At 74.0% G+C, this 18,940-nt stretch carries 14 protein-coding genes; 6 read left to right on the forward strand and 8 right to left on the reverse strand.

The features are described from left to right. Positions 1 to 271 precede the first annotated feature (271 nt). From AB0411_RS14810 to AB0411_RS14830, 5 genes are all read left to right on the forward strand, one after another. Positions 272 to 1,036, forward strand: coding sequence for a single-stranded DNA-binding protein (locus AB0411_RS14810; RefSeq protein WP_366417816.1), 765 nt, complete (start codon positions 272 to 274; stop codon positions 1,034 to 1,036). A gap of 226 nt (positions 1,037 to 1,262) precedes the next feature. Next, positions 1,263 to 2,660: an LAETG motif-containing sortase-dependent surface protein gene (locus AB0411_RS14815; RefSeq protein ID WP_366417670.1), complete on the forward strand. Its 1,398-nt coding sequence runs from the start codon at positions 1,263 to 1,265 to the stop codon at positions 2,658 to 2,660. Positions 2,661 to 3,340: 680 nt separating this feature from the next. Beyond that, on the forward strand, positions 3,341 to 5,005 hold the full coding sequence (gene ettA, locus AB0411_RS14820; protein ID WP_366417671.1) for an energy-dependent translational throttle protein EttA: 1,665 nt from the start codon (positions 3,341 to 3,343) through the stop codon (positions 5,003 to 5,005). Between the two features lie 5 nt (positions 5,006 to 5,010). After that, the gene (locus AB0411_RS14825; protein WP_366417672.1) at positions 5,011 to 5,445 is read left to right on the forward strand and encodes an acyl-CoA thioesterase; all 435 of its coding nucleotides are present in this window, start codon (positions 5,011 to 5,013) and stop codon (positions 5,443 to 5,445) included. Continuing rightward, positions 5,442 to 6,158: a hypothetical protein gene (locus AB0411_RS14830; protein WP_366417673.1), complete on the forward strand. Its 717-nt coding sequence runs from the start codon at positions 5,442 to 5,444 to the stop codon at positions 6,156 to 6,158. Before AB0411_RS14825 ends, AB0411_RS14830 begins: the two co-directional genes overlap by 4 nt. Positions 6,159 to 6,387: 229 nt before the next feature. Here the strand turns inward: AB0411_RS14830 and AB0411_RS14835 are convergent, their stop codons facing one another. The 8 genes from AB0411_RS14835 to AB0411_RS14870 all read right to left on the reverse strand — a co-directional run bounded on the left by AB0411_RS14835 (position 6,388) and on the right by AB0411_RS14870 (position 17,912). After that, positions 6,388 to 6,792 carry a globin gene (locus tag AB0411_RS14835; RefSeq protein WP_086720976.1) on the reverse strand — a complete coding sequence of 135 codons (405 nt, stop codon included), beginning with the start codon at positions 6,790 to 6,792 and terminating at the stop codon, positions 6,388 to 6,390. A gap of 127 nt (positions 6,793 to 6,919) precedes the next feature. Then, positions 6,920 to 8,416, reverse strand: a complete 1,497-nt coding sequence (locus AB0411_RS14840) for an FHA domain-containing protein (protein WP_366417674.1) — start codon at positions 8,414 to 8,416, stop codon at positions 6,920 to 6,922. Positions 8,417 to 8,475: 59 nt separating this feature from the next. Next, a complete protein-coding gene (locus tag AB0411_RS14845) occupies positions 8,476 to 9,828 on the reverse strand; it encodes a vWA domain-containing protein (RefSeq protein WP_366417675.1) in 1,353 nt (450 codons plus the stop codon). Positions 9,829 to 10,026: 198 nt separating this feature from the next. Further along, positions 10,027 to 11,433, reverse strand: a complete 1,407-nt coding sequence (locus AB0411_RS14850) for a PP2C family serine/threonine-protein phosphatase (RefSeq protein WP_366417676.1) — start codon at positions 11,431 to 11,433, stop codon at positions 10,027 to 10,029. A 1-nt stretch (position 11,434) separates the two neighbouring features. After that, positions 11,435 to 14,026, reverse strand: coding sequence for a serine/threonine-protein kinase (locus AB0411_RS14855; RefSeq protein ID WP_366417677.1), 2,592 nt, complete (start codon positions 14,024 to 14,026; stop codon positions 11,435 to 11,437). Then, positions 14,023 to 15,345 carry a hypothetical protein gene (locus AB0411_RS14860; RefSeq protein WP_366417678.1) on the reverse strand — a complete coding sequence of 441 codons (1,323 nt, stop codon included), beginning with the start codon at positions 15,343 to 15,345 and terminating at the stop codon, positions 14,023 to 14,025. The genes AB0411_RS14855 and AB0411_RS14860 overlap by 4 nt, the downstream gene beginning before the upstream one ends. A 147-nt stretch (positions 15,346 to 15,492) precedes the next feature. Then, on the reverse strand, positions 15,493 to 16,518 hold the full coding sequence (locus tag AB0411_RS14865) for a glutamate ABC transporter substrate-binding protein (RefSeq protein WP_366417679.1): 1,026 nt from the start codon (positions 16,516 to 16,518) through the stop codon (positions 15,493 to 15,495). 20 nt (positions 16,519 to 16,538) lie between these two features. Further along, on the reverse strand, positions 16,539 to 17,912 hold the full coding sequence (locus tag AB0411_RS14870) for a hypothetical protein (protein WP_366417680.1): 1,374 nt from the start codon (positions 17,910 to 17,912) through the stop codon (positions 16,539 to 16,541). A 286-nt stretch (positions 17,913 to 18,198) separates the two neighbouring features. Here AB0411_RS14870 and AB0411_RS14875 point away from each other — a divergent pair, with 286 nt between their 5' ends. Continuing rightward, positions 18,199 to 18,891: a FadR/GntR family transcriptional regulator gene (locus AB0411_RS14875; RefSeq protein WP_366417681.1), complete on the forward strand. Its 693-nt coding sequence runs from the start codon at positions 18,199 to 18,201 to the stop codon at positions 18,889 to 18,891. Positions 18,892 to 18,940: the final 49 nt, after the last annotated feature.

Below are 18,940 nucleotides of genomic sequence, written 5' to 3' on the forward strand. Positions count from 1 at the left end.
CCTACACCGGGCCCTCGCCCCCCGACACCCGCCCCCGCTCTCCCCGCTCTCCGACACCCGACGCCCGGACCCCGACCGGCAGTTGCCCGACGGCCGGTGCGTGAGGGCGGATTCCCTCTCCCGGGTGGCCGGGTTTTCCACAACCGGCCACCCGTCCACATGCCGCGGCGGCGCCCGCCGTATCCGTGCAGCATGAGGTCAACGCAGCGCGAGCGGTACAGGCCAGGAGCGAGCGCATGACGCGGGGGAGGCGTGTTCCGTGAACGACACGATGGTGACGCTGGTGGGGAACGCCGCGACAGCGGTGGAGCACCGGCAGACGACGGCGGGGGTGACGGTGGCCAGGTTCCGGCTGGCCGCGACGTCCCGTCGGTGGGACCGGGCGCAGGAGCGCTGGACCGACGGGGGGACGAGTTTCTACACGGTCCGGTCGTGGCGCGCACTCGCCGACAACGTCGCGGCGTCGGTGGCGGTGGGGGAACCACTGGTCGTCCAGGGGCGCTTGCGGCTGAGGGAAGGGGAATCGCCCCCGGAGCGGGGCGGGCAGCGCTGGTTCTCGGCGGAGGTCGACGCCGTGGCGATCGGCCACGATCTCGCGCGCGGCACCGCCGCGTTCCGGAGAGTCGTCCGGCCGCCCCGTATGGAGGGGACGGTGCCCGGGGACGAGTCGCCGCCGGCCGCCGCAGGTTCACCGCCGAGCGCCGCAGACTCACCGCCGGCCGCCGCCAGTTCACCGGCGGCGGGGGGAGAAGGCGAGGCGGGACGAACGGCGAAGCCAGGTGGAGCGGCCAGGACAGGTGGCGCAGCGGGGGCAGGGGAAGGGGGGAAGGCAGAAGAAGCAGGGACGGCAGAAGAAGCAGGGACGGCAGAAGAAGCAGGGACGGCAGGAGGGGAACAAAAGACTCCCGTGGAGCCGCCGACGCCCCCCAAGAGACCGGTCCCGGCCGCCCTTTCGTCACCGTCCGAGCCGCCGGACGCTGTCGTTCCGCCGACCTTCACCGCACCCTCTTCGCCCGAGAAGGCTCCTATGCCCTGAAAAGTCCCGACGATTTGTCGATAATGCCAGGTAAGGGTGCCCGTTGTCGGTAACGATTGCGATTCGGATCGCTTATGGGATGCCATTACTGGGGACCCTGATGCGCCTGCTCCATAAGATCCGACAAGTACTCACGGGGGCTGACGTGTTCGGCTGTTGAGTTCTTTGGGATCTTTCCGGCGAGGCATCCTCTCCCACTCGACCGCCTCGCCCAGAGGGGAATTTCATGCTTTCGATGAAGAGGCGGGGCGCAGCTCGCCTTGCCGCCGCGGTCGTGGCCTCGGGCCTGGTCGCGGCGGGTGCGATAGCCACCGCGGGCACTGCCGCGGCGGATGACGCCACCCCCACGCACGGGGGTGCCACCGCCACGCTCGGCGGTCTGAAGACGTTCGACCAGGCGGTCGTGCACAACGACGGAGGGGACCAGCGCGTCGGCGCCGGCCTCTTCGAGATGGCGGTCGACAACGGCGGCACGCTCCAGACGTACTGCATCGACATCCACAACCCGACGCAGCAGCAGGCCAAGTACCAGGAAGTGCCCTGGAGCGCCTCGTCGCTGCACAACAACGGGGACGCGGGCAAGATCCGCTGGATTCTGCAGAACTCCTACCCGCAGGTGAACGACCTGGCCGCGCTCGCGACCAAGGCCGGCGCCGGCAACCTCACCGAGAAGACCGCCGCGGCCGGCACCCAGGTCGCGATCTGGCGCTTCTCCGACCACGTCAAGGTGGACGCGGTCGACCCGGCGGCCGAGAAGCTCGCCGACTACCTCGAGAAGAGCGCGCAGAACGTCGGCGAGCCCAAGGCGTCGCTGACGCTGGACCCGCCGGCCGTCTCCGGCAAGTCCGGCGGCAAGCTCGGCCCGGTCACCGTGCACACCAACGCCGACAGCGTCACGATCTCCCCGGCCGCCGGTGCGCCGGCCGGCGTGAAGGTCGTCGGCAAGGACGGCAAGCCGGTCACCAGCGCGGCCGACGGCACCCAGCTGTTCTTCGACGTGCCCAAGGGCGCCGCCGACGGCAGCACCTCGCTGACCGCGCAGGCCGCCACCAAGGTCCCGGTCGGCCGTGCCTTCACCGGCATCGGTGAGCACGCCAAGAGCCAGACCCAGATCCTGGCCGGCTCCAGCGAGTCCACGGTCTCCGCGGCCGCGTCGGTCTCCTGGAAGAAGCAGGGCGCCATCCCGGCGATCACCGCCGAGAAGAACTGCGCCAAGGGCGGCGTGGACGTCACGGCGGCCAACAAGGGCGATGAGGCGTTCCGCTTCCAGCTCTCCGGCAAGGAGTACGAGATCGCCCCGGGCAAGTCGCAGACCGTGACCGTCCCGGTGGCCGAGGACCAGCCGTACAACATCACCATCAAGGGTGAGGGCGGCTTCAAGAAGTCCTTCTCCGGTGTCCTGGACTGCAAGACCGCCGGCAGCGGCGGCGGCAAGCCCTCCAGCAAGCCGAGCCCGGCCTCGGTCGGCGGCAGCACCACGGGCGGCGACAAGGGCGGCGACCTCGCCGAGACCGGTTCCAGCAACGCCACCCCGATGATCGCGGGCATCGCGGTCGTCCTCGTCGTGGTCGGCGGCGGCGCGGTGTTCTTCCTCCGCAAGAAGAAGACCGGCACCACCGCATAAGGACACGCGGCGCCCCGTGCGAACCGGTTCCCGGCGACACCCGGCCGGACCGGTGAGCACCGGCGCACGGTGACCACCGGCGGCCACTCGGTCACCTCAGGGTGAGCGAGCGGCCGCCGAGCGGCAAAACCCCAGCGGCCCCGGAGCGCAGCGACGCTCCGGGGCCGTCGCCGTCCGTCGCCGGACGCCCGCCCGGCGACGCGTCTGCCCGGTCTCCGGTGCCTGCCCGGCGACGCGTCTGCCCGGTCTCCGGTGCCTGCCCGGCGACGCGTCTGCCCGGTCTCCGGTGCCTGCCCGGCGACGCGCCCGCCCGGTTGCCGCGCCCGTTCGGCGACGTGCCCCCGGTGCGGCGTCCCCGCGGCGTCGCGCCCGCCCGGCGACGTGCCCTCCCGCACAGGATCGCGGCACCGGGCAGGGGAGGCCGGGCAGGTTCCCGACGGCGCCCGGCAGGACGGCAAAGACCCCGCTCCGCAGAGACCAACGCTGACAGACGGCGACCAAGCGGACACCGTGTCGTGGCGGGCCGGTGCTGAACAGGGCTGCTCTGACCTACTCGTTTCCGCCAGAGCACAGGCGTACGGCAAGATGGGGTGTATCTGCCCTCCCTCGGATTCGTCGCACGACGGCCCGGGGCGGTGCCGCACAGACCCTGATCGATCCAATCTGCCGGACGGTTTCTCTTGGCTGAGTACATCTACACGATGCGCAAGGCGCGCAAGGCGCACGGCGACAAGGTCATCCTCGATGACGTGACGCTGAGCTTCCTGCCCGGCGCAAAGATCGGTGTCGTGGGTCCCAACGGCGCCGGTAAGTCCACGGTGCTGAAGATCATGGCCGGTCTTGAGCAGCCGTCGAACGGTGACGCGTTCCTCTCCCCGGGTTACACCGTCGGCATGCTCCTCCAGGAGCCGCCGCTGGACGAGTCGAAGACCGTGCTGCAGAACGTGCAGGACGGCGCCGCCGAGATCATGGGCAAGCTCCACCGCTTCAACGAGGTCGCCGAGCTGATGGCGACCGACTACTCCGACGAGCTCATGGAGGAGATGGGCAAGCTCCAGGAGGACCTCGACCACGCCAACGCGTGGGACCTGGACACCCAGCTGGAGCAGGCCATGGACGCGCTCGGCTGCCCGCCCGGCGACTGGCCGGTCACCAACCTCTCCGGTGGTGAGCGCCGCCGCGTCGCGCTGTGCAAGCTGCTGCTGGAGGCCCCCGACCTGCTGCTCCTCGACGAGCCCACCAACCACCTGGACGCCGAGTCCGTGCAGTGGCTGGAGCAGCACCTCGCGAAGTACCCCGGCACCGTCGTCGCCGTCACCCACGACCGGTACTTCCTCGACCACGTCGCCCAGTGGATCTGCGAGGTCGACCGCGGCCGCCTGCACGGCTACGAGGGCAACTACTCCAAGTACCTGGAGACCAAGCAGACCCGTCTCAAGGTCGAGGGGCAGAAGGACGCCAAGCGCGCCAAGCGCCTCAAGGAAGAACTGGAGTGGGTCCGCTCCAACGCGAAGGGGCGGCAGGCCAAGTCCAAGTCGCGACTGGCCCGTTACGAGGAGATGGCGGCCGAGGCCGACAAGATGCGGAAGCTGGACTTCGAGGAGATCCAGATCCCGCCGGGCCCGCGTCTGGGCAATGTCGTCGTCGAGGTCGACAAGCTCAACAAGGCCTTCGGCGAGAAGGTCCTGATCGAGAACCTGAGCTTCACGCTGCCGCGCAACGGCATCGTCGGCGTCATCGGCCCGAACGGCGCCGGCAAGACCACGCTGTTCAAGATGCTCCAGGGCCTGGAGACCCCGGACTCCGGCGACATCAAGGTCGGCGAGACGGTCAAGATCTCCTACGTCGACCAGAGCCGCGAGAACATCGACCCCAAGAAGACCCTGTGGGCCGTGGTCTCCGACGAGCTCGACTACATCAACGTCGGCCAGGTCGAGATGCCCTCGCGCGCCTACGTCTCGGCGTTCGGCTTCAAGGGCCCGGACCAGCAGAAGCCGGCCGGGGTGCTCTCCGGTGGTGAGCGCAACCGCCTGAACCTGGCGCTCACCCTCAAGCAGGGCGGCAACCTGCTGCTCCTCGACGAGCCGACCAACGACCTCGACGTGGAGACCCTGTCCTCGCTGGAGAACGCGCTGCTGGAGTTCCCGGGCTGCGCCGTGGTCGTCTCCCACGACCGCTGGTTCCTCGACCGCGTCGCCACGCACATCCTGGCGTACGAGGGCGACTCCAAGTGGTTCTGGTTCGAGGGCAACTTCGAGTCGTACGAGAAGAACAAGGTCGAGCGTCTCGGTCCGGACGCCGCCCGCCCGCACCGCGCCACGTACAAGAAGCTCACGCGGGGCTGACCACGGTGCGACACCTCTACTCCTGCCCCCTGCGCTGGTCGGACATGGACGCGTTCGGCCACGTCAACAACGCGGTGTTCGTCCGCTACCTCGAAGAGGCGCGGATCGACTTCATGCGCCGGCTGGCGCCGGGGGACGGCAGCCCGTCGTTCACGGGCGGCTCGGTCGTCGCCCGGCACGAGATCGACTATGTGCGGCCGCTGGTCCACCGGCCCGAGCCGGTGACCGTCGAGTTGTGGGTGACGAAGGTCAGCGCCGCGTCGATGACGGTCGGCTACGAGGTCAAGGACGAGGACACCCTCTACCTGCGGGCCTCGACCGTCGTCGTGCCGTACAACTTCACCGAGGAGCGCCCCCGCCGCCTCACCGCGGAGGAGAAGGCGATCCTCAAGGAGTACCTGGACGACGCCTCGCGCCAGGAGGGGGCCGTCGCGGTATGACGGTGCTGCACCTCGCCGACGCGGGGGAGGCGGCGGATCTCGCCGCCTTCCTCGCCCGGCTGATCCACTACGACAAGGCCGCCGCGGTGCGTCTCCAGGCCGGCGGCGGGGTGCTCGCCGTGTTCGGCCGCCCGCCGTCCTTCGAGGTGCTGGCGATCCGCACCGCCCGGCTCGCCGAGGACAGCACCCTGGACACCACCGTCTCGGCCGGTGAACTCCTCGACGGCATCGAGGAGTCGGCCGACGCGGTGACCGTGCCGGACGCGGTCACGGGCCCGCCGTGGACCGGGCTGCTGCCGCCGCGCGGCGGCTGGCAGCGGGTGCCGGGGCTGCCCGCCCCCGAGGCGCTGGTACGCACGGTGGCCGCCGCGGTGGCCGAATTCCGCGCCCGGGACGAGGCGTTGCCGCCGCAGCACCGCACCCGCAGCGAACGGGACCGTATCGGCCGGGAGATCTGGTCGCGGACCCTCGGCGACACCCACCTTCCGCTGCGGGCCGCCCATGCCGCGCAGTCGCTGGGCTTCCTGCGCCCGGCGCGCGCCGCCGCGCTCGTGGGGGGCGGTACGGCTCCCGGAGCGGCTGCCCCCGCGCCCCAGCAGCTGAGCCTGCTGTCGGCGGGCGGCTGGCTGCGCCTGAGCACGCCGTACGGGTCGGTTGCCGTACGGACCGGGGGCCCGGCCGGGCTGTCGGGTCTCACGGTGACGCCGGCCTGACGAGGCGGCGGCCGACCGGCCGGCAACCGGCTCTGCCGGGGCCGGAGGCCGGCGCCGGGTGTCCGGAGGCCGCCCGCAGACCGCCCCCGGGGGCCGTCCGCCCGGAAGCCGCCCGGTGCGCGGCGCTCCCCGGTCCGCGACGTTCCTCGCTCCGCGACGTTCCCCGCTCCGCGGCCTTCTCGCTCCCCAGAGCCCTCGGTCCGCGGTGTTCCCGGGCCCGCCGCGCTGATCAGTCCGCGGTGTTGACCATCGAGGCGGCGGCGTACGTCAGGTAGTTCCACAGCTGCGTCGCGTGTGCCTCGGAGAGGTCGAGGGAGTCCACCGCGTCCCGCATGTGGCGCAGCCAGGCGTCGTGGGCGGCCCGGTCGACGGTGAAGGGGGCGTGCCGCATCCGCAGCCGGGGGTGGCCGCGCCCGTCGCTGTACGTACGGGGGCCGCCCCAGTACTGCATGAGGAAGAGCGCGAGCCGCTCCTCGGCCGGGCCCAGGTCCTCCTCCGGGTACATCGGCCGCAGCAGCGGGTCCTCGGCGACTCCCTGGTAGAAGCGGTGCACCAGGCGCCGGAAGGTCTCCTCGCCACCGACCTGTTCGTAGAAGGTCTGCTCCTCGAGCGTGCCGCGTGGAATCTTGTTCACCCGTCCATGGTGGCAGACGCACCGGCCGAGGACTTCGGTCGTAGGGCGGAAGGGGCGGCGGGGCCGGAAACGCACCCGGGGCGTGACCGGTTGGTCACGCCCCGGGGTCGCCGGCGTCCGGCGGCGGTCAGCCGCGGCGGACGGTCAGCGTCGTCCAGGCACCGACATGCACCCGGTCGCCGTCATGGAGCGGCACCGGCACGTACGGCTGGATGGGGTCCTCGGCGAGGTTGATCGTCGTGCCGTTGGTGGAGTTCTGGTCCACCACGGCCCAACTGCCGTCCTGCTGCTGCACCAGCAGCGCGTGCTGGTGCGAGACGCCCGGGTCCTCCGGCGCGCTGCCCAGATCGATGTCCGGGGCCTCGCCGGTGCTGTTCCGGCGGCGGCCGACCGCGATCTGGCCGTTGGCGAGCGGGAGCACCTGCTCGGGGGAGTACGAGGGCAGGTTGAGCCCCGCCGCCTCCGGGCCGCTGCGGCCCATCATCGCCATGAAGTACTCGCGGTCCGGCGCGATCGCCACCACCCAGCCGTCGCCGACGACCGGCGACGGACCCTGCGGCGGCGCGGCGGGCCCCTGGCCGGGGCCGCCGTTCCACTGCTGGTCGGGGCCGGGCTGCTGCGGCGGCATCTGCTGCTGCTCGAACGGCTGCTGCTGCGGCGGGAACGGCGAGGGCTGCTGCTGCTCGTACGGGGCCTGCGGGCCCGGGCCGGGCGGCGCGGGTGCCATCGGCGGGGGACCGGGCTGGGCGCTCGGCGGGTTCAGCGTCCAGTCGTCGCCCTGCTGCGGCGGCGGGCCGGGCTGACCGGACGGGCCGGGACCCGGCATGCCGGGGAAGCCGCCGGGGCCGGGCTGACCGGGGCCGCCGGGGGGCATGCCGTGCTGCTGCGGGGGCTGGGGCTGCTGCGGCGGCGGGAAGCCGTAGCCGTCCTGGCCGCCCTGGGGGCCCGGGCCGGGTGCGGGGGGCGGGAAGCCGTAACCGCCCTGGCCGTCCTGGCCGCCCTGCGGGCCGGGCGCGGGCGGCGGGAAGCCGTAACCGCCCTGACCGCCCTGCGGGCCCGGCTGCTGGGCCGGCGGCGGGGCGTAGGACGTCGGGGAGTTGGTGAGGAAGTTGTAGCGGCACCCCTCGCAGAACGGTGCCATCGACTCACGCGGCGTACCGCACTGCGGGCACGTCTCGGGCCGGCCGGACGGCGCGGGGCCGCCCTGGGGGCCCGGTGCGGGGGGCGGGAAGCCGTAGCCGCCCTGGCCGCCCTGCGGACCGGGGCCGGGCGCGGGCGGGGGGAAACCGTAGCCGTCCTGGCCGCCCTGGGTTCCGGGGCCGCCCTGCGGGCCGGGTGCGGGGGGCGGGAAGCCGTAACCGCCCTGGTTGTCCGGGGCGCCGGGGCCGGGGCCGCCGAAGCCGGGCGGCGGTCCGGCCTGGCCCGGGGGCGGGCCGGGCTGTCCCGGGGGCGGGCCGGGCTGCCCGGGCGGCGGGCCGGGCTGCCCGGTGGGCTGGCTCGGCGGTGCGTTGAGGAAACCTGCAGGCAGGGAGGGCGGCGGGGGGACAGCGCCCGCCATCCGCTGGCCGCACACCTCGCACCAGTCTTCGGCCACCGACTGGTGGCCGCTCGGGCAGGTAGGCATGTCGGTTCTTCCCCCTCCGTACCGATGGCTGCGGTGGTACTGCTCGGTACTGATCGTGGCTATATCTTCACGCGAACGGTTCTCGTCGAGCGCGTCTCGAGAGTCATCTCGTCCGCTTCGGCGACCTTCGCCTTCAGTCGCACAGTACCGGTCGCCGCATCGACGACGTCCACCACCTTCGCAAGCAGTTTCGCAGTCTCCTCGTTCCCCGAGGCGCCGGCCAGCTGGACCGCGCGGCCCAGTTTCGCGAGGGCGCCGGCGGTATCGCCCGACTTGCGCGCATCAAGTCCCTGTTGGATGACATGGGACAGTTCCGCCTGGCCTGTGTAGTGCGCGACCTGCGGATCGATCGCTGTGGAAACGGCCACATCGTCCGTCCACACGGCGCGTACGAGCCCCTGGGACAGGGGGCGCGGCGGGCCGTCGGACGAGGGGAGGGCGTCCGGTGCGGCGGCGATCAGTGTGACCCGGCCGGCGAGCATCTCCCGGCCGACGGCGGCGGCCGGGACCCGCAGGCAGAGGTGGTAGTCGCGGGCCTCGTCACCCCAGGAGCCGGTCGGATAGTCGCCCGACCGCGGGCCGGAGTCCTGCCGCCGGCCGGTCAAGTCCGCCACGGTGGGCGCCACTTGCCGGACGAAGACGGTCTCGGCGCCCAACGGGGTCCACAGCCGCAGGGCGACACCGGCGATCCCCTTGCCCATCGCCTTCTCCATCTGCCGGGTGAAGTCGGCGGCGAGGCCGGCCGGATCGGCGACGATGTCGGCCGTGCCGAGCAGCGCCGAGGCGATGCCGGTGACCTCCTTGACCTCCCAGTCCGTGCCGACGCCGCGGGCGTCGCAGGTGAAGGAGCCGCCGCAGGCGTCCAGGGCGGCGCGCAGGTCCTCGGGCGACTCGTGCTCGTTGCGGCCGTCGGTGAGCAGGAGGGCGTGCCGGATGCCGGCATCGGCGGACGACAGCAGCCGGCCGGTCAGCCGCAGCCAGCTCCCGATGGCCGTGCCGCCGCCCGCGCTCAACCGCCGCAGGGCCTCCTTCGCCCGCGTACGGGTGGCCGCACCGGCCACGGCCAGCCGGCCGCCGCCGGGGAAGACCTCGGCGGCCCGATGCGTTCCGGCCACCACCGCGAAGCCGACTCCGTCACGCAGCGTGTCGATGGCGGCGGCCGTCGCCTCGCGGGCGCCGCGCATCTTCGCCGGCGGACGGTCCATCGACCCGGAGCAGTCCACCATGATCACCACGGCGGCGTCCGGCCCGCCGGTGCCCGCCGCGGGGACCGGACGGCCTCCGGTCGTGCCGCCCCCGGTCGCGGTGACCGTGACGATGGCGTGCACCTCGCGCCCGCCCTCGGGCAGATAGGGGTTCTGGTGCACCTCGGCAAAGAAGCGCGGCACACGGGACTTGGTGAGGTGGGCCATCCGTTCCGCTCCTCGGGACGCCGTAACCGGTCGATCGGGGCCGTCGTGCGCGGTGCGTGGTGCCTTGCGCCTGCTGCCTTTGTGCCGTGGGCGGGGTGCGGGGAGCGCCGTCTGCCCGCGGCTGACGCGCCGTTCCTCGCCGGCGGGGCGCTCCGTACCGCGCCCCGCCGGTCTCCGGACGTGTCCGGAGGCGAGCCGTCAGGCCGGTGCCGCCTGCCCCGTGGGGGCGGGGAACGGCACCAGCGCCACCGTGACGTTGTCGTGCCCGCCACCGTCGAGGGCATGGGTGACCAGCGTGCGGGCGCTGTTCAGGAGGCTGGTGGGTGCGTCGTACGGCAGCACCGCGGCCATCTGCTCCGCGGACTCCGCGTAGTTCCACAGCCCGTCGGTGCACACCACCACCACACCGGGGCCGTCCGGCTTGAACGTGGCGGTGTGCGGCTCGACCTCGTAGGCGTCCGCACCGAGCCAGCCGGTGATGGCGTGCGCACGCTCGTCGGCGTTCGCCTCGGCCTCCGACATCAGGTTGTTCGCGACCATCTGGGCGGCCCAGGAGTCGTCCTCGGTGAGCCGGGCGGGCGGCGCCGTGCGGTCGTTGGGGATCCAGTAGGCGCGGCTGTCGCCGACCCAGCCGACGGTCAGCAGCCCGCCGCCGACCACCGCACCGACGAAGGTGCAGGCGGGGGCGTTCTGGCGGTGGTGCTCGTCATGGGCGGCGGAGGGGTCGGCGGCCAGCGCGTCGACCGCCGACGAGGCCGCCAGGATCGCCTCGTGCATGGCCTGCTGGGGGTGGGTGCCGCGCGGCAGCGACGCCCGCAGCGCCTCGCCGGCGGCCTCGGACGCCGCCGTGGACGCCTCGTCGGGGCGGGTCGCCGAGGAGACGCCGTCGCAGACCACCGCGATCACGGCGGGGGTGCCGTCCGGGAGCGCGGCGGAGCGCAGCGCGAAGAAGTCCTCGTTGCGGTGGTGCCGGTGGCCGAGGTCGCTGACCGCCGCGACGCCCGTCAACTCGCTTTCCATGTGGTCGCGTTCGCGGGGGCGGGCGTGGCCGCAGTGCTCGCAGTAGCCGTCCGGTCCCACCGCGCCGGACCGGCAGACGGTGCACAGGGCGGTGCCGTGGGCGGGGGTGCCGGACGGTGCGGCGGTCGTCCCGGCTGCCGTGTCCGCAGCGGCGGAGGCCGGGGCGGGCGCGCCCCCTTCCGCGGCCGGGGCGCCGGACCCGGCGGCTGCCGCGTCGGCCACCGCCTCGTACCCGGCGACGCGCGGGTCGGCGGGCTGCGGAGCGGCGGCCACCGGGGCCGGGCCGGGCACCGAGGGCGCATGGCCGGGCGGCGGCGGGATGCGGCCGGGCGGCGGCGGGGCGCCCGGATCCCCGTACGGGAGACGGGCCTGCGGGTCCGGAGGCGGCGGCCCGGGCGGCCCGGGGGGTGACGGCGGCAACGGAGGCGGGGGCGGTACGGCGGGGGCGCCCTGCGCGGGCGGGGCGCCGTACGCCGGCGGCGCGGCGGGCGCCAGGAGAGCGGCACCGCACCGCCCGCAGAAGTTGTCTCCCGCGTCCAGCGGTTCGTCACAGCCCGGACACCGGGACGGCCCAGTCACACCCATGTCACACCCACGTCCTGGGGCGGAAACGGTTGGCCCGTTCCACCAGTTCGATCCTTTTCTCACCACGCTGCGCCAGTCGCGCCAGCAAGCGGTACGACCCCTCCAGGCCGAACCGCAGACCGCGCTCGTCCAGCGGGCTGCCGAGCAGCGAGGGCCGCTCGTCCACGGCCGCCGTGCCGTCCGGCCCGGCACCGTGGCTACCGGAGAGTACCCAGTCCAGGGCGCTGCCCAGTACTTCGGTGGTGAGTTGTTCCCTTCGTTCGGCGTCCAGACCGAAGTCCGCGAGCGCCTCGACCTGTTCGGCGGCCGCGCGCAGGTCCGCCAGCAGCGGATCGCGGGGCGGCCGGTCCCGCAGCCGGGCGCGGACCGCCGCGATCCGCGCCGCGATGTAGTGGATGGACGACTCCGGGACGGACTCCAGCGCCTCGACCGCGCCCACGCGCTCGCCCACCGTCAGCCGTACCCGCGCCAGCCCGAACGCCGCGCTGACATAGCTGTGGTCGGTCGCCCACACCAGACGGTAGTACTCCACGGCGTTGTCCAGCTGGCCCAGCAGCTCCGCGCATATCCCCAGCGCCAGCTTCGGTGCCGGCTCACCGGGGAACGCGTCGTAGACCGCGTCGAACGCCAGCGCGGCGCTCTCGCGGTCGCCGCTCCACAGCGCCACCAGGCCGCGGTGCCACACCACCCGCCAGTCCGCGCCCCAGGTGCCGGGCTCGTCGCCGCCCCGGCGGGCGGCGGCCCACTGCTCGGCGGGCTCCGCGGCGATCTCCGCCAGCACCCGCCGCGCCGCCGCGCCGTCACCCGTCTCCAGGTGGGCGCGCAGGGCGTGCAGCCGGATCTCCAGGGAGTCGGCGGGCGCCGAGCGCAGGGCGCCCAGCAGGTCGGCGGGCGGGGCGGCCAGCAGCCCGGCCAGCAGCTCGGCGTGCGGATCGCCCGGGTCGACCCGCGGCACCGGCAGGGCCAGGGCGGCGCCGGCGACGTCCAGCGGGAGCAGCGCGGGGCCGCCGGGGGCCGGTTCCGCCCGGCGCGCCGGTCGGGCCCCCCGCGCGCCCAGCCGCGAACTGTCGCCCTCCGCAGGGGCCGTCAGCTCCGTGTCGACCACCCTCAGTTCGGGCCCGAACAGCGGGGACAGCGCGGGCCGCGGCTCGCCCGACTGGAGCGCCACCACCTCCCGCAGCACGCCCGTCAGCTGCTCGGCCATCTCCTCCGCCGAGGCGAATCTGCGCCCCCGGTCCGGGTCCGTGGCGCGCACCAGCAGCCGGTAGAACGACTCGTAGGTGCGGAACACCTCGATGTGGTCGGGATCGGGCAGGGAGTCCGCGAAGACGTTGGTGTAGCCCTGGAAGTCGAAGGTGAGGACCGCGAGGGTGCGCGCGACGGTGTAGAGGTCGGAGGCGACCGACGGGCCCAGCGCGGCGACCTCCGGCGCCTGGTAGCCGATCGTGCCGTAGATCGGGCTCTCGTGGTCGTCCATCCTGCGCACCGCGCCCATGTCGATCAGCTTGAGCCGGTCGTGCTGCTGGATGGCGTTGTCGACCTTGAAGTCGCAGTAGAGGTAGCCGCGGCGGTGGAGGTGGCCGAGCGCCTCCAGCGCCTCGATGCCGTACGCACAGGCCTGTTCGACCGGCAGCGGATCGCGCCTGCCCCGGGGTGTGCGCCGGTCGTTGGCGAGCTCCTTGAGCGACTTGCCGCCGACGTACTCCATGACGATGTAGCCGTCGAGGCTGCCCGTCGCCCGGTCGAGGTGCTCCACGAAGTTGTAGATCCGCACGATGTTGGCGTGCTCGATCTCGGCGAGGAAGCGCCGTTCGGACATCGCCACCGCCAGCGCCTCCTCGTCGCCGGTGTCCAGCAGGCCCTTGAGCACCACCCACCGGTCGGAGACCGCGTGGTCGGTCGCGAGGTAGATCCAGCCGAGCCCGCCGTGCGCCAGGCAGCCCACGACCTTGTACTGGCCGTGCACCATGTCGCCGGGCCGCAGCTTGGGCACAAAGCTGTACGGGTGACCGCACTTGGCGCAGAAGCCTTCCGTGCGGCCCGGCTCCTCGCCGCGCGCCCGGCCCACCGGAGCGCGGCAGTCCGCGCGGCTGCAGAACCGCTTCCGCTCCGGGACCTCCGGGTCCTCCAGCACCGCCGTACGCGGATCGGGCCGCGGCACCTCCGGCACCGCCACCAGCCCCGCGCCCAACCGCCCCCGCGCCGCCGCGGACGACGAGCCGCTGCCCGCCCCGCGCAGCGAGACCGCGGCCTCGCCGGACGCCCCGTGCGACAGCCGCCCGGGCACCGAGCGGCGCGACGCCGAAGGGCGGGCGGTCGGCGTGCTGCCGCCGGAACCGGGGGCGGGCGAGGGGACCGTCAGCAGCGCCCCCGCCGCCTCGCGGTCCGCCGCGGCACCGGCGAGCGCCCGGTCCGTCGCCTCGTCCGCGAGCGCCCGGCCGGTCAGGCCCGTGGGCGGCGACGACACCAGACCGTCCGGCGAGACCACCGGCGCCAGCCCGCACAGGTCGCAGTACAGCTCGCCGCCGCCGACATCCTCGTAGCTGCCCGCGCACTCACGCCGCTGGCAGCGCTCGTCGGCCCGCTCCGTCACGAATCCCCCCTGCCCTCCCGCTGCACCGCCAACGCCTCCGCCGCCGCCTGCTGATAGCGCCACACCGCCTGCTCGGCCGCCCGCAGATCGCACGGCGCACTCCACAGCATCCGCCGCCCGACGTCGTACCGCTCGGTGAGCAGCGGATCCTGGGCCAAACCGTGACGTGCGAGCTTCGCGCGGTACGCGTCCAGCCGGCCGCGCAGCTCGGCCCGCATCGCCAGCGGCGCCGTCACCGCCGTCAACGACTCGCGGGCCCGCAGGAGTTCGTCCTCGGCCCGCTCCTCCAGGCTCTCCAGCAGCGGCGACAGCCGGTGCCACTGCGCCCGCCTGCGGTAGTCGGCGGCCGCCGCCAGCTGTTCGTGCAGCGCCGTCGACGGGCCGCTGACCGCCGGCACCTCCGACGCGGCGATCTTCGCCAGCACCTCGCCGCGGGCCTGCCGCGCCTCGGTCAGCGTGCGGTCCGCCCGCGACAGCACGTCCCGCAGCTGCATCAGCCGCCGCTCCGCGTCCTGCCGGACGTCCAGCACCGCCGCCACCTCCCGCCGGATGTCCTCCAGCGCACGGGCCGCACGGTCGTAGCGCCCGGTGTCCGGACGGCCCCCGCCCGGCGCCGAACTCCCCGTCGACGACGACACCCAGTACGCCAGCGGATCCGCGATCACCTCGGCCCGCAGCCGCACCAGTTCGTCCGTGATCCGCTCCAGGTCGTCGCCCGCCGGGTGTTCACCGGGGCGCACGCCCACGGAGTGCGCCAGCGAACGCGTCCGCTGCAACTCGGCGGACAGCAGGTCTATCCGGGCCGGCAGCGTCGACCAGACCGCATCGGCGGCGACGATGACATCCAGCGACCTGGCGTACAGCCCGTTGATCCGCTCGACGAGCCCCTCCAGGCTGAACCGTTCGCCCGGCAGCGCCGGGGAGTCCTGGGCGTCGCCGTCGGCCGCGGCCGTCTCCGGCACCGTCACCCCGTCGCCGTGCAGCAGCTCCGTCAGCTCCGCCAGGTCCTCCGGCGACGGCCAGCGCCGCCGCTCCCGCAGCTCGCGCGCCGTCTCCAACGCCGCCGTGTACGCGTCGAACAGCGTCCACAGGACCGTGATGGACCGCTCCGCCTCGGCCCAGCGCTCCTTGGTGAGGCCGGACAGCCCGGCGCCCTCCAGCAGCCGGCGTCCCGCATGGTCCTGCAACGCGAGCAGCGACGTCTCGATCGCCTCGTACTCGGCACCGAGCCGCGCCAGGGCGCGGTCCACCTCCTCCCGGTCCAGCACCGGGGCATCGGGCCTCCCCGGAGAGCCGGGGAAGGGTCCAGGGACCCCCATCGATCACCTCTCCAATACGCGTACGGTGCACGGCGTTCGGTGCGGCCGGGCGGCCGCTGCGGTCTGCTCCTTTCACGTCCCGTTCCATAGTGACGGCATCCGGGCCTCCCGGGGCGTTCGGCGGCGTGAGTCCGCTCCTTGGAGCGATCAGTCGCTGTACTGCGGCGAAGGCGGCCCCGATATGCCCGGCAGGTCGGCCCGCAGCCACGTGCGGTAGGCCTGCATCCAGGGGCTCTTGGTGCCGCCGCCGCGGTAGTCGTCCAGGACCTTGTTCACCCGCCGCACCAGATCCGTGTCGTCCTTGTTCATCGCCACGCCATAGGACTCGTCCGTGAACGGCTTGCCCTTGAGCTCCACCGTCGGATCCTGCGCCGCCTGCGCCGCCGCCAGCGCGCTGTCGGTGACCACCGCGTCCGCCCGGCCCAGCTGCAGCCGCACCAGGCAGTCGAGTTGATTGGGCACCGTCAGCACCTGCGCGCCGTGCGGCCGCGCCCGCAGCGCGGTCTCGCCCGTCGAACCCGCCGCCGTGCACACGCGTTTGCCGCGCAGCGAATCGTCGAACGCCGTGACCTTCGAGGCGACCGGGGCCAGCACCTGCTGCCCCGCCTGGAAGTACGAGGTCGAGAACGCCACCTGCTGCTTGCGCACGCAGTTGATCGTCATCGTCCGCACCACCATGTCGACCGAGCGCTTCTGCAGCGCCGGGATCCGCTGGTTGGTGGGCACCGCCTTGAAGACCACGGGCGGATGCGGCCCCAGGATGTCCTCGGCTATCGCCCGGGCCAGGTCGATGTCGAAGCCCTCCAGCTCGCCGGTGGCCGGATTGCGGTATCCCCACCGGTAGGTGTTCTGGTCCACCCCGACGACCAGCTGGCCCTTCTCCTTGATCCGCTTCACCGCCGCGCCGTCCTCCGTCGACGGGCGCAGGCTCTCCGCGGCGGTGCGCGCCGTGCACGGCGCGAGAGCCGGTGCGGCCTGCGCCGTCCCCGGGACGTACGTCCGGTGCGTGGCCGCCGGAGGGGAGACCCGGCCGGGGCCGGGCGTGTCCCGTGCGGCGTCGCCGCCCAGCGCCGGGACCAGGACGGCGGCGGCCGCGGCCATCACCCCCATCCCGGACGCGACCGGCGCCAGCACGGCCCGCAGATTCACCAGGCCTCGCGCGCGCACCCTCATCCCTCTCCCACCGGACCTCGTCACCGGTACTCCGCCAGCCTGCGGCCGATCCCCAGCACCGCGCCCACCGCTCCCGCCGCCGCCAGCACCCCGGCCCCCACCGCGAGCCCGCGCAGCGCCGCCCGCCCGGCGTCCGCCGCCGACCGGAACTCCGCTTGTTCGTGCACCAGCGCCCGTTGCAGCCCGGCGGCCACCCGGTCGAAGGACTCGCCGGTGGACCCCTCCGGGCCGATCACCTTGGCCAGCGCCCTTTCGTAGTCGCCCTTGTCGTCCGCCGCCCGCGCCGCGCCGTGCCGCTCCTGCCACTGCCGCACCCGCGTCAGCGCCTCGCGCACCGGACGCCGCCCGGCCTCGTCGTCCGCCAGCGCCAGCGCCGCGCCCAGCCTGCTCCCCGGCCCCGCATCGCCGTGCTCGCCCCCGCCCGCCAGATCCGCCATCCCGGAACGGAAACCGGCCTCGTAGAAGTCCTGCCCGCCCCCGGTCAGCACCGCACCGCGCGCCACCAGCGTCAGGTTCTCGTCCCCGCGCGCCTGCAGCGCGTCGATCCGCGCCTCGTTGAGCACCCGCAGTGACCGGGCACCGTGCTCGTACGAACCCGTCAGGCCCGTACGCGCCACCGTATGCCCCGCCACCAGCCACACCAATACGACGGCGGACGAGGCCGTCGCCGCCACCAGGCCGCGGTTGAACACCCGGTTGGTGCGCCGGTAGTGCCGCCGCTGCGCCCACCCCAGCGCGCCGATCGCCACCACCCCCGCCCCCATCGCGAGCCACGGCCGTGCCCCGGCCGCGCGGTAGTCCGCCGCCAGCCGGTCCGTCTCCGCGTCGTACAACGCGCGTGCGGCGGGGAGGAGTTCCGTCCGCATCCGCTCATTGGCGTACCGCAGGTACGCGCCGCCCAGCGGCAGCCCCTGGCGGTTGTTCGCCCGCGCCGTCTCCACCAGCCCCGCGTAGCGCGGCAGCCCGCTGTTGAGCCTGGCGATCTGCGCGCGCGCCGCGGGCGAACCACTGCTGTTGGCGGCCGCCTTGACCAGCAGCGCGGACGCCGTGGAGAGGTCGGCGGCATAGCGGTCGCGGATCGCCCCGCTCTCCGTGCGGCCGGTCAGGAAGCCGGCCGCGGCCGTCGTGTCGGCGTCCGCCAGCGAGCGGTAGATGCTCGCCGCGTCCGCGGTCAGCGGCTGGCTGTGCTCCACGACGTCGTCGGCGGCCGCCGCCCGGTTCGTGACCTGCCAGGCCGCCACCGTGCCGAACACCACCACCAGCAGGGCCAGTACGGCACCGATCACCCGCAGCCGGCCCGGCTCCGTCCGCGCCGCGGCCCGCAGCTCGTCCAGCCCCTCGGCCCAGGCCGTCCTGCGCCCCGTGGCGGGCGGTGACACGCTGGTGGTCGACACGGAACCTCCCCCTGGGCGCTGACGTCGGGACCGGCCCCCGCGCCCGGCGCCGGGGAGCGCTCACACGGAGGACTGGTGCATGGGCAGCAGTATGTCCGCAGCCGCCGGGGCACACACCGCGATTGCCCCGATCTTGTTCGGATCGCGATCCGGCGGGCATGCCGTGCCACCGGGGCGGGAGCTTGCGGGCCCGCTGCCGCCGGGTCCCGCACTAGAGTTGGCGGCAAGTCGTCAGACATCAGGTGAGACCGGATTCCGGCCACCGTGCCGGAGGGGGAGTGAGCTCGTGCAGTCGGTGCGCAAGGGCAGGGTGTCGCTCGTGGAGACCGCGACCGACGAGATCCGCGCCCAGATCGTGAACGGCACCTGGCCGGTGGGCAGCCGCATCCCGCCCGAGAGCGCGCTCTCCGACACCCTCGGTGTCAGCCGTGCCTCGGTCCGCGAAGCCGTCCGGTCCCTGGTGCACTCCGGCCTCCTGGAGCCCCGGCAGGGCGACGGCACCTTCGTGATCTCCGACGACGACAGCGCGGTCGCCCTGCGCCGCCGCCTCGAACGCGCCGAGCTCAGCCATGTCACCCAGGTCCGCCAGGGCCTCGACGTGGTCGCCGCCCGCCAGGCCGCCAAGCACCGCACCGACGCCCAGCTCGCCGGGATCGAGGCCGCGCTGTCCCGCCGGAGGGCGGCCCTCGCCGCGCAGGACGACGAGGCGTTCACCGCCGCCGACGCGGAGTTCCACGTCCTGGTCGCCGAGGCGAGCGACAACCCCGTCCTCGCCGACATCTACCGCTCCCTGAGCGCGGCCCTGCGCGAGGAACTCCGGCGCGCCGCCTGCCTGGACACCGCCACCGCCGCGCCCGACGACCCGCACTCCCGCCTCACCGACGCCATCCGCGCCCGCAACCCCCAGGCCGCCGTGGACGCCGCGGTCCTCCTCCTGGCCGGGCACGTACGGGACCTGGCGCTTCCGGGGGAGGACTGAGGGAGGACCCGGGGGAGAGAGGGTTCCTGCTGAGGGAGAAGACGCCCTC

This window comes from Streptomyces angustmyceticus (genome assembly GCF_040701845.1).
In the GTDB taxonomy this organism is placed as follows: domain Bacteria; phylum Actinomycetota; class Actinomycetes; order Streptomycetales; family Streptomycetaceae; genus Streptomyces; species Streptomyces angustmyceticus_A.